The following is a 13,634-nucleotide window of genomic DNA, read 5'->3' as shown; positions in this document are numbered from 1 at the left end:
AGTCAGTAATCTGAAAGCTTGAACTTAAGGAGTTACAATGGGTAATAAATCGCTTTTGGTAGTTGAATCACCGACTAAGATGAAAACGCTTTCAAAATTCCTCGGCAAGGATTTTACCATAAAGGCAACTTTCGGTCATATTAAAGATCTCCCGAAAAGCAAAATAGGTGTTGATGTTGAGAAGGGTTTTGCACCACACTTTCTGATACTTAAAGGTAAAGCTAAGGTTGTGGAGGAACTGAGAAAGGCAGGGAAAGATGCCCAAAAGATATATATCGGCTCTGACCCGGATAGAGAAGGAGAAGCCATCGCCTTTCACGTAGCCGAGGTAATAGGCGGCAAAAAAGAGGTCGAGAGGGTATTATTCCACGAAATTACAAAAAAAGGCGTGCTTGATGCATTGAAAAACCCGGTAAAACTCGATGAATCAAAATACAATGCACAAAAGGCCAGAAGAATCCTTGACAGACTCGTAGGGTATAAAATCAGCCCGATATTATGGGAAAAGGTAAGCTACGGGCTTTCCGCAGGCAGGGTTCAATCGGTCGCTTTGAGGATTGTCTGTGACAGGGAAGAAGAAATCGATGGCTTTATAAAAGAGGAATACTGGATTGTTGACGCCGATTTTGAGCTTCCATCGGGAGAAAGATTTAAGGCAACATTTGAACGAAAAGGAAAGGAAAAGATTAAGGTCACCTCAAAGGAAGAGGCTCAAAAAATCAAATCCGGGGTAAAGGGCAAGGCATTCAATATATCGAAGATAGAGGTAAAAGACAGGCATATATCGCCCCAGCCCGCATTTATCACGAGCAGGCTTCAGCAGGAGGCATCACGGAGGTTCCGGTTTTCGCCGAAAAGAACGATGCTCCTTGCCCAGAAACTTTATGAGGGTGTAGATATCGGAGAAGAAGAGGCTACAGGGCTTATTACCTACATGAGAACAGACTCTGTCAGGGTATCCGCCGAGGCAATAGCTACGGCAAGACAATATATTGATGAGACATATGGAAAGCCTTATCTCCCTAAAATACCGAACTTTTTCAAGAATAAAAAGACTGCCCAGGATGCGCATGAGGCAATAAGGCCTGCCGATCCCTCCCTGACACCTGATAAGATAAAACCCTATCTCGATAAAGACCTCTTCCTGTTGTACGAATTGATATGGAAACGGTTCATTGCCTCGCAGATGGCGCAGGAAAGGTTTAAAGCAAAGATTGCAGAGGTTTCCTCGGATGAATATGTTTTTGTTGCAAGGGGTTCTGAGGTTTTATTTGACGGATTTACAAAAATATACGAGGAGCAGGATGAAGCAGAAGAGAAAGGCTCTAAACTGCCTGCAATGAAAGAAGGGGAGCGTGCATCCCTTATAGAAATCTTTTTGGATCAGCGATTTACAAGCCCGCCTCCAAGATATTCCGAGGCATCTCTCATAAAGATGCTCGAAGCAAAGGGTATTGGCAGACCGTCTACATACGCAACTATTGTAAGCACCATAGAAGATAGAAGCTACGTTAAAAAGGATAAGGGGAGGCTCCTTCCTACTTCCCTCGGCAGGACTGTAAATAAGTTATTAAAGGAGTTTTTTCCGTCTATTGTTGATATCGGCTTTACAGCAAATATGGAAGAGCGGCTTGATCTTATAGAGGGCGGCAAAAAGAATTGGGTTAAATCGCTTGAAATATTTTACCGTTCCTTTGAAGGTGAACTGTCCACAGCTAAGGAAGGCATGAAGAGCCTGAAAAAAGAAGAAACCGTTACAGAGATTATCTGTGAAAAATGCGGGGAAAAGATGCTCCTCCGGTGGGGTAAAAACGGCGAATACCTCGTATGCAGCGGAAGGCCGGCTTGTAAAAACAAAAAAAACGCACAGGCTGATGAAACAGGTGCGATAAAGATTGTTGAAAGTGAAATAAAGGGGAAATGCCCGCAATGCGTCGGGAATCTTATTGAAAAGCGAGGAAAATTCGGAAGATTTCTGGCATGCAGTAACTACCCTGAATGTAAATATACAGAGGCATACACCCTTGGATTTTTATGCCCACAGGAAGGGTGTACAGGAAAGCTTGTAGAGAAGGTCTCCAAAATGAAAAAGAGATTCATTAGCTGCTCCCGTTACCCTGAATGCACATTTGCCACAAATGCAGAACCGATAGACGGTACATGTCCGGTCTGTTCCGCACCGACTATATTCAGTTATAGAAAAAAACCTTTTTGCCTCCGTAAGTATTGCGGATGGAAGTGAATCACCCCGAGGCGAGCTTCGGGGTATCATCAACAAGTAATTCTGAACAGATTAACTTTTCGAAGCAAGCTTCGGAGCATGAGGCCCGAGGGGCAATAAAAGTAGTCGGCGGCGGGCTTGCCGGTGCGGAGGCAGCTTACCAGATTGCCCGAAGGGGCCGGAAGGTTACACTTTTCGAGATGAGGCCCCACGTCTTCACACCAGCACACAAAACAGCAAATCTTTCAGAACTTGTATGTAGCAATTCTTTAAAATCAAAGGAGTTGACAAACGCTCACGGGCTTTTGAAGGAAGAACTGAGGCGCCTCGACTCACTCATTATTCAAGCTGCCGATGAAACATCGATACCCGGGGGGAAAGCCCTTGTTGTTGACCGGGAAAGGTTTTCAAAGATAATTACAGATAGCCTTGAAACTCATCCTCTCATAGAGGTTGTGCGCAAGGAAATACGGGACATACCGCCCGGCCTGGTAATTATTGCCACAGGGCCCCTTACCAGCAACGTCCTCGCAGAAAAAATCCGTGAAACCACAGGGATTGAAAATCTGTCCTTTTTCGATGCCATATCTCCTATCATAGACAAAGAAACAATAGATATGGAAAATGCGTTTTTCGGTTCACGCTATATGGAGGATTCAGGAGATTATCTGAATTGCCCCCTTACCGAGGAAGAATATAATATATTTTATGAGGAACTCCTTAAGGCAGAGAAGGTGGATTTGCGTGAATTTGAAAAAACCCCCTATTTTGAAGGATGTCTGCCTGTTGAGGTGATGGCCGGAAGGGGTAAACAGACTCTCCTCTATGGTCCGGCAAAACCCGTTGGCATTATCGATAAACGGACAAATAAGAGACCTTTCGCAGTCATACAGTTGAGGAAGGAAAACGTATCAGGTGCCATGTACAATATGGTGGGTTTTCAGACTAAACTCACATATCCGGAGCAGGAAAGGGTCTTCAGGCTTATTCCTGCGCTAAGACATGCCGTATTATTAAGACATGGGAGTATCCACAGGAACACATACATTAACTCTCCGGCCGTCCTTAACAAAAATCTCAGCCTAAAAAATAACGAACAGGTCTTCTTTGCAGGGCAGATAACAGGGGTGGAAGGATATGTAGAATCGGCAGCCATGGGTATTGTTGCCGGTATATCTGCGCTTGCTTTCCTTAAGAGCAAAGCATTCGTTCTGCCACCGGAAGAGACCTGTACAGGTGCCCTGGCAAACTATATTACTACGCCCACAAAATACTTCCAGCCCATGAACGTTAATTTTGGGCTTGTTAAGGGTTACAATAAAAAAGAAAAAGAAAAGATAATCGAGAGGGCACTGTCGTCAATTTCCGGGTGGAAAAAAAGCATAGATGAAATATTAGCGTAAGCTTCGGGGAAAGAAAAAACTACAAGTGAAACCGCTATCCTACCGTCTCTCCGAGTTTGAATATGGGCAGGTACATGGCAACAACCAGGCCGCCCAATATAACACCAAGGAACATCATGATCATGGGCTCCATCATTGCCGTCAGGTTTGTTACAAGGTTATCAACATCTTCTTCATAAAAATCTGCAATCTTATTCAGCATGCTGTCCAATGCGCCCGTGGATTCGCCAACCTGGATCATTTGAACCACCATTGGGGGAAAAACCCCGCTCTCTTCAAGAGGCTCAGACATACTCCTGCCTTCACTGATGCGTGCCCGTGCAACAACCAACGCCTCTTCAACAACCTTATTGCCGGCGACCTTTGCCACAATCGTAAGGGCTTCAAGGATGGCGACGCCACTTGATAACAGTGTAGCAAGCGTCCTTGTTACCCTCGCAACCGATGCCTTAATTGTAAGGATGCCGAAGATCGGGAGCTTCAGGACGAGGCCGTCTATCTTACGCTTTCCACCTTCGGTTTTGTAGTATTTCTTGAAAAGGAAAATAAATAATACAAGCGCGCCTATCATCAAATGTATGCTCGATTTTACAAATCTACTCAGATTGACGACTATCTGGGTTGGGGCCGGAAGGGAAGCCCCCATGTCCTTGAACATAGTTTCAAAAACGGGTATTACAAAGATCAAGAGCACCATTACCACGGCAATTGCAACAATGATAATGCTGATAGGGTAAATCATTGCAGATTTTACCTTCTTTTTCAGTTTCATGGATTTTTCCATATAAACCGAAAGCCTTGACAGTACCGTATCAAGCAGGCCGCCCTCTTCTCCTGCAACAACAAGGTTTACATACAAAGGATCGAAGCACCCGGGGTAATCCTTAAGGCTATCAGCGAACCTTGATCCACCTTCTATCTTCTCTTTTATCTCCCGGACAATGCCCCGTAAGTTCTTATCCTCAATCTGGCTGGATAGTATTTCAAGGGATTGAACAAGAGGAAGACCCGATGAAATCATTGTTGAAAGCTGTCTTGTAAAAATCACAACACTTATCTGGTCAATTTTTTTCTTCGGGTTAAATGATTCCTTTTTTGCGACATCTTTTTTTTCAGTTGATTTTATGACAATAATACCGTCTCTTCTCAGAACAGCTCTGAGGGAAGCCTCGGAATCAGCCCTTGTAACCCCTGATTTTTTCTCCCCTTTTAATGTTTTGCCCTGCCATTCGTAAACTGCCATGATCCCTATATTACCTCAAATAAAATATTATGAAAAGAAAATTGTTCACAGTTCACTGTTATCGGTCCGCAGATTAGAAATATAAGATGAAAAAAGCTAAAACCTTTTTATTAGCCTAATCCCCAATTCATACAAACAGTGAACTGTGAAACGTAATTATTCCTCTCTTAACACAATATAGAACGTCATATTTTCTCTCTTTACCAGCAACACTATGCCTTCCTTAACATTGCCCCTCTTCATGGCATCCTTGAAATCAGTGATATGCCGTACAGGCTTTCTGTTAATCTCCTTTATGATATCTCCGGAGCGTATATCTACATTCTGTGCAGGGCTACCAGGTTGAACATCCGTTACGATCACACCTTTTTTATCTTTTATGTTCAGATGCTTTGCAATCTCAGGTGTAATATTCTGCACAACAAGCCCAAAATCCTTTTCTACTTCGGGTTTCTTTGATGCCTGAGCGCTTTCCTCTTTCAATTCATCTATCACAACATTTACTTCAAGATTCTTCCCATCCCTGATAATACCGACCTTGGCCTGTTTACCGATTTCTGTCCCTCCCACCAGTCTTGGAAGCATGTCCATGTCCTTTATCTTTTTCCCGTTAAAAGATATTATAATGTCTCCTCTTTTAATCCCTGCCTTTTCAGCAGGACTCTGCTCCATTACATCCGACACAAGCGCTCCTTCAGATTCTTTCAAGCCAAAGCCCTTGGCGATCTCGGGGGTTATCTTCTGTATTACTACACCAAGCCACCCCCTTGTCACCTTTCCCTTTGACTTCAATTGAGAAAGCATTTCTTTGGCAACATTTATCGGGATTGCAAAGCCTATTCCCTGTCCTCCCGAAACAATCGCAGTATTTATGCCAACAACCTCGCCTTTTAAATTAAACAGAGGGCCGCCGCTGTTACCCGGATTAATTGATGCATCGGTCTGGATAAAATCATCGTATGGACCGGCCCCGATAACCCTGCCCTTTGCGCTGACAATGCCTGCAGTAACGGTCTGCTCAAGGCCAAAGGGGTTGCCTATGGCAATAACCCAATCGCCAACCTCCAGCTTTTCGGAGTCACCGAAGGCAGCAACAGGAAGATTGTGTTTTGTATCTATCTTGATCAAAGCAATATCGGTCTTGGCATCTTTCCCTATCACTTTGGCATCATACTCCTTCTCATCGGAAAGTTTTACTTTTATGCTTACAGCCTTTTCCACAACATGGTTGTTGGTCAGAATATACCCATCTCTGTCGATTATAAAGCCTGAACCAAGGCTTCTGTGCTTAAATTCCCTTCTTGGTGCATCACCAAAAAATTTCTCAAAAAAATCGTTTCCAAAAAAATCCTTGAACGGATTTTGCTGGCCGAAAAACCGCTCCTGCACATCAGGTCCTTTGAAAACGGTTGTTGTGCTGATATTCACCACAGAAGGCTTTACATTCTTTACAAGCTCGCTTAAACTCGGCAGACCTTTATCAAAGTTTACCTTCTTTACATTCACATTTGTTGCATCAAACCAGGATTCCCTGGTAAAGACCTTACTCCTTACATACACCAATCCTGACAACACTATGACCAGTAAAATAATAACCGAATACCATCTTCTGTTTCTCATATAAACTCCTCATTTATACAGGTAATTTTATCGAGAACAAGCTGCCTTCTGACAACCGGCTCTTTACTTCTATTGTACCTTTATGCACTTCGGCAATCCATTTGCTTATTGACAGCCCAAGACCGCTGCCGCTCTCGCGTTTTCTTGATTTGTCTCCTCTGTAGAATCTGTCAAAGACAAACTTGATATCATCGTCCGCTATGCCCACGCCGTTATCTTTTATATCAATCTGAACATAGCCATTATTGATAAAGGAGGATATCTCCACCTCTCCTCCCGGTGGGGTATATTTAATACCATTTTCTACAATATTCAGGAACATCCTCCTGAGTTTCAGCTCATCACCCTTTATTTTAATATCTTCCAACTCTTTAATCATTAACCCTATTCCTTTGTTGTCCGCAAAAATTTTAACATTCATACAAACATCGGCAATAAGGTCTCTAAGCGAAACATCTTCAACGCTCAGCCTTACCTCTTTTGTGTCAGCCTTAGAAAGCAGCAGCAGGTCGTCTATGATCTCTGCCATTCTGTTAATCTCTTCAAGGTTACTCTTTAGTATGCTTATATAATCATCATTGTCCCTGTCTTTTCTTAATGCAACCTCCGTCTGTCCCTTTAATATTGTTAGAGGGGTTTTAAGTTCGTGCGAAACATCAATACTAAACTGATTTATCCTCAGGAATGAGTCCCGCAACCTGCTGATCATTTCATTGAAGGTACGTGCAAGCCTGCCAAGCTCATCCCTTCTGCCTCCAATATCAATTTTCTCGCCGAGGTTACTCAATGTAATCTTCACAGCAGCCTTTCTTATCTGATCGACAGGTCGAAACGCCTTCTTTGCTAAAAAATAGCCGCCTACTATGCTAACGCCTATAGATGTGGGGATACTGATTATCATAATGATAAGAAGTTTTTTCATGGTTTCGTCGAAATCTTCTAAGGATGTGCCTACCTGGACGATACTTGTTACCTTCTTGTTTTCTTTATTCTCTATTATGGGGATTGTAACCATCCTCAACCTCAGATTTACCCGTTCTATTGTTTCATAGACAACTTCTCCGTTGAGCACCTTTTCAAGTGTTTTAAAGTTCGACGGCAGGATTTCGGTTTCAATATCGTTCATCTTTGCCCCGATTTTTCCTGAGGTATCCATTATCTGAATAAATTTACCTTTTGGCTTTTTACCAAGGACATTTTCAAGGTATCTTTCAAAGTTTCCGAATATGCTTGTGTTATGGCTTCCCGTCATGGAGGACGACAATATTTCGCCGATAGATTTAATCTTTGCGTCTATACTTTTTTGGAGGCTGTTTCTGAAATATATATATACTCCGCTTGAAAAAACTAAAAGGATCAAGGTAAGGATCAACCCATACCATAATGTGAGCCTCCATTTTATAGGTAAATTAATCTTTTTCATTTTCTTCTTTCAGTATATAACCAGTGCCTCTAACGGTGTGAATATATTTCTTCGAAGATAAAGATTCCATTTTTTTTCTGAGAAAGTTGACATAAACATCCACGATATTAGTTGAATCGTTTGCATTTTGCCATGCGTATTCTGCAATTTCTTTTCTGTTTAAGGGTTTTTCCTTGTTTTTCAACATAAATTCCAATATCAAATACTCTTTTTCAGTCAACTCTGCCTCTTTCGATGCTATATTCATTTTTCTGTTATAGGGGTTTAAAACCAGGTCTTTATACTCAAGGATATGGGCATCTGCCTTTTTGCTTCTTCTCAATAACGCCCTTATCCTTGCAAGGAGTTCTTCAAAGGAAAAGGGTTTTGTGAGATAATCATCGCTGCCAGCATCAAGCCCTTTTATAACGTCTTCTTTTGAGGTTTTTGCTGTAATTATCAGTACAGGGGTATCGATACCCCATGCCCTTATATTGCTTAGAAGTTCAAGCCCGTCTATTTCCGGTATCATGAGGTCAAGAAGAACAATATCGTAGCTGCAATCTCTTAAAAATTCCAGTCCTGTTCTGCCGTTGTAAGCAATTTCTACGTTGTATCCCTCTTCCTCCAAGCCTTTGCTTATAAAGCTTGCTACCTTTTCTTCGTCCTCTACCAAGAGTATATTCATACTATTTATTATATAGTAAAAAAATCATTTTTTAAAACAATTTGGTAATGGATTGTTTTAAAATGTTTTTTTGAGCAATACTAACTATCTATTTCTATACGACGCTGGACAAGTTCTGCTCTCGCCATTTCTTTGGAATCCGGGAGGAAGAACCATTGGTCGATAAGCTGTTCAAGCGATATGGCAAATTCCACAGTTGTCATAGGTAACTGCCGGACCAAAAACAGGAAGTTCCCTGCATAACGGGTCAGCTTGTCCGAATCCTGCACGATCTGATCATTGATTGAGAGGGCTCCACGCCTTGAGTCATGGCCATCTATAATCTCAAGTATCTCAGCCGTTCTGGCCGTATCATAGCCAACCTTCTTCAGGATATCACGAGCAATCTTCAAACTTTCTCCTTCATGAATCCTGAGTAGGTTTTTGTCCGGATGAGGGCGGCATGTCTTCTTAATAATCTCTTCGGGTACCACACTCCACCCTACATCGTGCAGAATCATGGCCGGGATGATCACATACCTGTCAGCTTTGTAGATTGTGAGCAACCTGAAAGCGAACTCTATCGCATTCCGCGCATGAAGTTCGTTGTTTCTTGCCTGCAGATAGGGCTTGGCTAACCGGAAGATAGATGATTCGGTGCTGTTCAGGCGAGGTGTTTCGGGATTTTTACGTATCATGTCAATCCCCGAGATACTATCATTTTTCTCACAAAATAAGTAGAATCTGTTACATGAAAATGATGGAAATTTTTTAAAAGAATTCGATTAGGTGATACATGTCCGATTTATCAACAAAGAGAGTGGGCTATAATGAGGTTAAATAATTATCATCACCGTGCTCAGAGATATTGTTCTAAATAAAGGCCTCAGGGATAAAGAATTTCACTTTATCTCCAAGCCTTTATCGCCAGGCAAACTGCTTCAGACATTACGGGAAATGCTCGATATATAGTCATATATTGTCTTGCCTGCCTTATCGCTTTTATTATGACATCGATATGTAATACGCAACCGGATACCTGCCTATCCCTTTTTTCCCGTTGAATACACTATCGTATAAGTGGTATATAAATGATACATTCAGCAGTTTTACAATGAAAAATATCGAATTAATATTAAGTAAGTTGAGGGATATGCATGGCGAGCCCAGATGTGAACTGACATACGGAAACGCCCTGGAGCTTGCTGTTGCTACGGTGCTTTCCGCACAATGCACCGATGAAAGGGTTAACAGGGTTACCGTATCCCTTTTTAAAAAATACAGGTCCCTCCAGGATTATATAGACGCCCCCCTTGAGATACTCGAAGAAGATATAAGACCGACAGGCTTTTATAAAAACAAGGCAAAGAACCTGAAAAACATTGCCCGTGAAATATCCGAGAGGTTTAAGGGACACATACCTGAGGATATTGATGCCTTTGCCACAATAAAAGGTATCGGCAGAAAATCTGCAAATATGATTGTAGGCCTTGCCTACAAGACACCGGCAGTTATTGTAGACACTCATGTTGTCAGGGTATCGGGGCGGATCGGAATTACAGGCAGCAGCGATCCCGAGAAGATAGAAAAAGACCTGAAGAAGGCAACTCCGGAATGCTTATGGATAGACCTTTCCCTTCTTTTGATACTACACGGGAGATACCTGTGCCGGGCACAGAAACCTGAATGTGACAGGTGCCTCTTGCAAAAGGAATGTGATCACTATAATCTGTAATTTTCGATTCCGGATTGTACCTGTCTTCCTCCCGCCTGCAGGTAAAACAGGGAAAGGCAGGCATTGCGGATTTAAGACTGGCCGCTTAAAACTGATATTTAATTATAATACAATATAAAGGAGTAATGATGCCGTTTGAAAGAGAAAAATTGACGAATGAAGAATTGATCAAGCTGAAAGCATTATCACGCCTTGCAAAAGGTGATATCCTGACCATGACAAGACTCTCAGGCACAGGGCACCCCGGCGGATCCATCTCTTCCCTTGATGCATACCTTGTGCTTTTTTCATATGCAAAACTGAGCGAGGAACCCAGAGACAGGGTGGTAATAAGCCACGGCCATACATCCCCCGGGGTTTATGCTGCACTTGCAAGGCTCGGGCATATGCCTGCAGATGAAGTAACGGCATTTTTCAGGAAAGGCGGGAGCCCTTTTGAGGGACATGTGGTGAGGGGTATCCCCTTTATTGACTGGTCAACGGGTAATCTTGGTCAGGGTCTGTCTGCCGGGTGCGGCTTTGCCATTGCCTCAAAGATAAAAAAGGAAGATACCCATGTGTACGTCTTTATGGGTGACGGAGAGCAGCAGAAGGGACAATTGAGTGAGGCAAGGAGATTTGCAAGTAAATACGGGTTATCCAATATTACGGCCCTGATAGATTATAACCGTCTTCAGATAAGTGGGAGCATTGACCATGTTATGCCGCAGAACATCATTGAGAATTATCTGTCCGACGGATGGGATATTGTTGAGATAAACGGACATGACTATGACGAAATATACACGGCGCTCAAGAAGGCAAGAAGCTCTGAAAATCCTATATGTATACTGGCACATACAGTGATGGGCAACGGCATCCCCTTTATGGAAAATAAAGAAAAATACCATGGGAATCCTCTGAATGAAAAAGAATATAAAGACGCCCTTGAGGCACTGCAAATGGAGGATAATTTCGAATTTTACCGGGAAAAAAGAAAAGGTCAATGGACCTGGAAGCCTTACGTTGATGTTCAGATACCCGATGTTGATACAGGTAGTCCCTTTACCTACAACGAAGAGGATAAGATCGACAACAGAACCGCCTTCGGAAAGACATTAAAAGACCTCGGCGACAGGAATATCGGCAAGGGGTGTACGATATGCACATTTGACTGCGATCTTGCAGGTTCGGTAAAGACAGGCGATTTTAACAGTGCCTACCCCGATTATTTCTTCCAGGGGGGTATACAGGAGCATAATACTGCAACTATTGCCGGAGCATTATCGACTACAGGAATACTCACATTTTTTGCCGATTTCGGCGTCTTCGGGATCGACGAGACATATAACCAGGAGAGGTTGAACGATATAAATAATACGAACCTTAAGCTTATCCTGACCCATGTCGGTCTTGATGTGGGACCAGACGGCAAGACGCATCAGTGCGTTGATTATGTGGGCCTTTCACGGAGCCTTTTCAATTTCAAAACAATAGTCCCCTGTGATCCGAATCAGGTGGACAGGGTAATCAGGTATGTTGCCGGAACAAAGGGCAACTTTCTTGTTGCAACAGGGAGAAACAGGTGGCCGGTAATTTCCGGCGATGACGGAAAGTTAAGTTTCGGTGACAAATATACCTTTAACTACGGCAGCATGGACACGATACGGGATGGCCATGACGGTGCAATCATTACATATGGCGGTATGGTTGTCAAAGCAATAAAGATCAGGGAAGAGTTTGCCAAAAAGGGTATTGTTCTGAAAGTGATCAACATGTCCTGTGTGCATGAGATAGACAGCAATGCCATGAGAGAAACACTTGCACAGCCCTATATCTTTACCTATGAAGACCATAATGTATTCACCGGCATTGCACCGGTAATTACAGGATATCTTTTAAGGAACGGATACAAAGGGAAGTTTGAATCCTTTGGGGTCAGGCATTATGGGGCATCCGGCGATACTGAAGAGGCATATGCCATAGAGGGGCTGGATGTGGAGTCTATGGCTAAGGCGCTGTTAAAAATCATGCAATAAGGCACTTTATTGCTGAAGAATGAAACATTTAGCATTAATGATTTAAAAATTCTGCATTTTCTATGCTTTATGCTTAATTAAAAAAGGGGAGGTGCTTCATGGAAGACATTAAAGGGATGTATAAAAAGGTTGTAAAGGATGCATTTCCTGATACGATAAAGATTGATATGGGCGGCCAGGTGCTTACATATAAGAAAAAGATATGGAGTATCTATGATGCTGATGAGAAATGCGACGTGGAACGTGGTTTGAGATATGGCGACAACCCTGACCAGCCCTCGGCCATGTATGAACTTGCAAACGGTAATATCATGCTCGGAGATGTGAGGTTCTTTGATTATCTGGGCGGACTTACGAGCAAGGTCATGGAACAGGATATGCTTCAGGTCGGCAAACATCCAGGGAAAATCAACCTTACCGATGTTGACAACGGCTTGAATATTTTAAAATTCCTCGATAAAAAACCCGCCTGCGCAATCATGAAGCACAATAACCCCTGTGGGGCTGCCTACGGATCAACAGCGGCAGAGGCATTCGAGAAGGCATTCTGGTGCGACAGGATTGCTGCTTTCGGCGGCGCCGTGGTAACTACAAAGACAATTGATATTGAGACAGCGAAGGCAATGGTGCCCTACTATTTCGAAGTGATTTGCGCACCTGATTTTGAAGGGAGCGCCATTGATATATTAAAGAAGTGGAAAAATCTGCGGATACTCCAGATTAAGGATATTGACAGACTCCATGAATATAAGTTCAAGAGGCACATAGATATCAAGTCATTGATGGATGGAGGGATTATCGTCCAGGAATCACAGCCTTTTAAAATCAAAGACAAAAACGACCTTAAACCGGCCGAGGCTGTATATAAAGGCGAAACCTATAAGATCAAAAGGGCGCCGACTGAAAAGGAATATGAGGATATGCTTTTCGGTTGGTATGTAGAATCGGGGGTTAGTTCGAACTCTGCGCTTTTTGTAAAAGATGAGGCAACGGCAGCAATAGGCACAGGAGAGCAGGACAGGGTAGGCGTTGTGGAAATTGCCGTCTTCAAGGCATACACAAAGTTTATGGACAAGGAGGTATTTAAGAAGTACGGGGTTCCATATGCGGTTTTTAAACTTGAGGCTGAAAAGGGTCTGAGGAGAATGGAAGACCTGATAGAGATAGAGAAGCATACGAGAGAAGCTAAGGCAGGGCTTATCGGTTCCGTTGTTGTATCCGATGGATTTTTCCCCTTCAGGGACGGTGTTGATGCTGCAATAAATCAGGGTTCTACCGGGGTTGTCCAGCCGGGCGGGTCTGAACGTGATTTTGAAGTGATCGAG

The 13,634-nt window shown here is 43.0% G+C and carries 10 protein-coding genes; 5 read left to right on the top strand and 5 right to left on the bottom strand.

Annotation, left to right across the window (positions count from 1 at the left end):
- Nucleotides 1-37 precede the first annotated feature (37 nt).
- Together topA and trmFO are read left to right on the top strand one after the other, a co-directional pair.
- Nucleotides 38-2,242, top strand: a complete 2,205-nt coding sequence (gene topA, locus NT178_04245; protein ID MCX5811740.1) for a type I DNA topoisomerase — start codon at nucleotides 38-40, stop codon at nucleotides 2,240-2,242.
- Entirely contained in the window at nucleotides 2,233-3,624 is a 1,392-nt protein-coding gene (gene trmFO / locus NT178_04240) for a methylenetetrahydrofolate--tRNA-(uracil(54)-C(5))-methyltransferase (FADH(2)-oxidizing) TrmFO (GenBank protein MCX5811739.1), read from the top strand. Before topA ends, trmFO begins: the two co-directional genes overlap by 10 nt.
- 34 nt (nucleotides 3,625-3,658) lie before the next feature.
- Here the strand turns inward: trmFO and NT178_04235 are convergent, their stop codons facing one another.
- The 5 genes from NT178_04235 to NT178_04215 form a co-directional block, all read right to left on the bottom strand.
- The gene (locus NT178_04235; protein MCX5811738.1) at nucleotides 3,659-4,867 is read right to left on the bottom strand and encodes a type II secretion system F family protein; all 1,209 of its coding nucleotides are present in this window, start codon (nucleotides 4,865-4,867) and stop codon (nucleotides 3,659-3,661) included.
- Between the two features lie 156 nt (nucleotides 4,868-5,023).
- Nucleotides 5,024-6,487: a DegQ family serine endoprotease gene (locus NT178_04230; protein ID MCX5811737.1), complete on the bottom strand. Its 1,464-nt coding sequence runs from the start codon at nucleotides 6,485-6,487 to the stop codon at nucleotides 5,024-5,026.
- 13 nt (nucleotides 6,488-6,500) lie between these two features.
- Entirely contained in the window at nucleotides 6,501-7,910 is a 1,410-nt protein-coding gene (locus tag NT178_04225) for an ATP-binding protein (GenBank protein ID MCX5811736.1), read from the bottom strand.
- Nucleotides 7,897-8,577: a response regulator transcription factor gene (locus NT178_04220; protein MCX5811735.1), complete on the bottom strand. Its 681-nt coding sequence runs from the start codon at nucleotides 8,575-8,577 to the stop codon at nucleotides 7,897-7,899. Before NT178_04220 ends, NT178_04225 begins: the two co-directional genes overlap by 14 nt.
- 80 nt (nucleotides 8,578-8,657) lie before the next feature.
- Nucleotides 8,658-9,254 (bottom strand): HD domain-containing protein, encoded by a 597-nt coding sequence (locus NT178_04215; protein MCX5811734.1) that lies wholly within the window; start codon nucleotides 9,252-9,254, stop codon nucleotides 8,658-8,660.
- Between the two features lie 416 nt (nucleotides 9,255-9,670).
- On the opposite strand from NT178_04215, the gene nth reads away from it, so the two are divergent.
- The 3 genes from nth to NT178_04200 all read left to right on the top strand — a co-directional run.
- Entirely contained in the window at nucleotides 9,671-10,291 is a 621-nt protein-coding gene (gene nth, locus NT178_04210) for an endonuclease III (GenBank protein MCX5811733.1), read from the top strand.
- A gap of 125 nt (nucleotides 10,292-10,416) precedes the next feature.
- Complete coding sequence (locus tag NT178_04205) at nucleotides 10,417-12,309, top strand: transketolase (protein MCX5811732.1); 1,893 nt, start codon at nucleotides 10,417-10,419, stop codon at nucleotides 12,307-12,309.
- A 98-nt stretch (nucleotides 12,310-12,407) separates the two neighbouring features.
- A partial coding sequence (locus NT178_04200) for an IMP cyclohydrolase (GenBank protein MCX5811731.1) occupies nucleotides 12,408-13,634 on the top strand: 1,227 nt, incomplete at its 3' end.

This window comes from Pseudomonadota bacterium (assembly GCA_026388255.1).
In the GTDB taxonomy this organism is placed as follows: domain Bacteria; phylum Desulfobacterota; class Syntrophorhabdia; order Syntrophorhabdales; family Syntrophorhabdaceae; genus JAPLKB01.
This window is presented reverse-complemented; position numbering and strand designations above follow the sequence as displayed.

Coding starts and splice junctions, on each gene's coding strand:
- topA (MCX5811740.1), top strand. CDS start 38: ATGGGTAATAAATCGCTTTTGGTAGTTGAATCACCGACTAAGATGAAA.
- trmFO (MCX5811739.1), top strand. CDS start 2,233: ATGGAAGTGAATCACCCCGAGGCGAGCTTCGGGGTATCATCAACAAGT.
- NT178_04235 (MCX5811738.1), bottom strand. CDS start 4,867: ATGGCAGTTTACGAATGGCAGGGCAAAACATTAAAAGGGGAGAAAAAA.
- NT178_04230 (MCX5811737.1), bottom strand. CDS start 6,487: ATGAGAAACAGAAGATGGTATTCGGTTATTATTTTACTGGTCATAGTG.
- NT178_04225 (MCX5811736.1), bottom strand. CDS start 7,910: ATGAAAAAGATTAATTTACCTATAAAATGGAGGCTCACATTATGGTAT.
- NT178_04220 (MCX5811735.1), bottom strand. CDS start 8,577: ATGAATATACTCTTGGTAGAGGACGAAGAAAAGGTAGCAAGCTTTATA.
- NT178_04215 (MCX5811734.1), bottom strand. CDS start 9,254: ATGATACGTAAAAATCCCGAAACACCTCGCCTGAACAGCACCGAATCA.
- nth (MCX5811733.1), top strand. CDS start 9,671: ATGAAAAATATCGAATTAATATTAAGTAAGTTGAGGGATATGCATGGC.
- NT178_04205 (MCX5811732.1), top strand. CDS start 10,417: ATGATGCCGTTTGAAAGAGAAAAATTGACGAATGAAGAATTGATCAAG.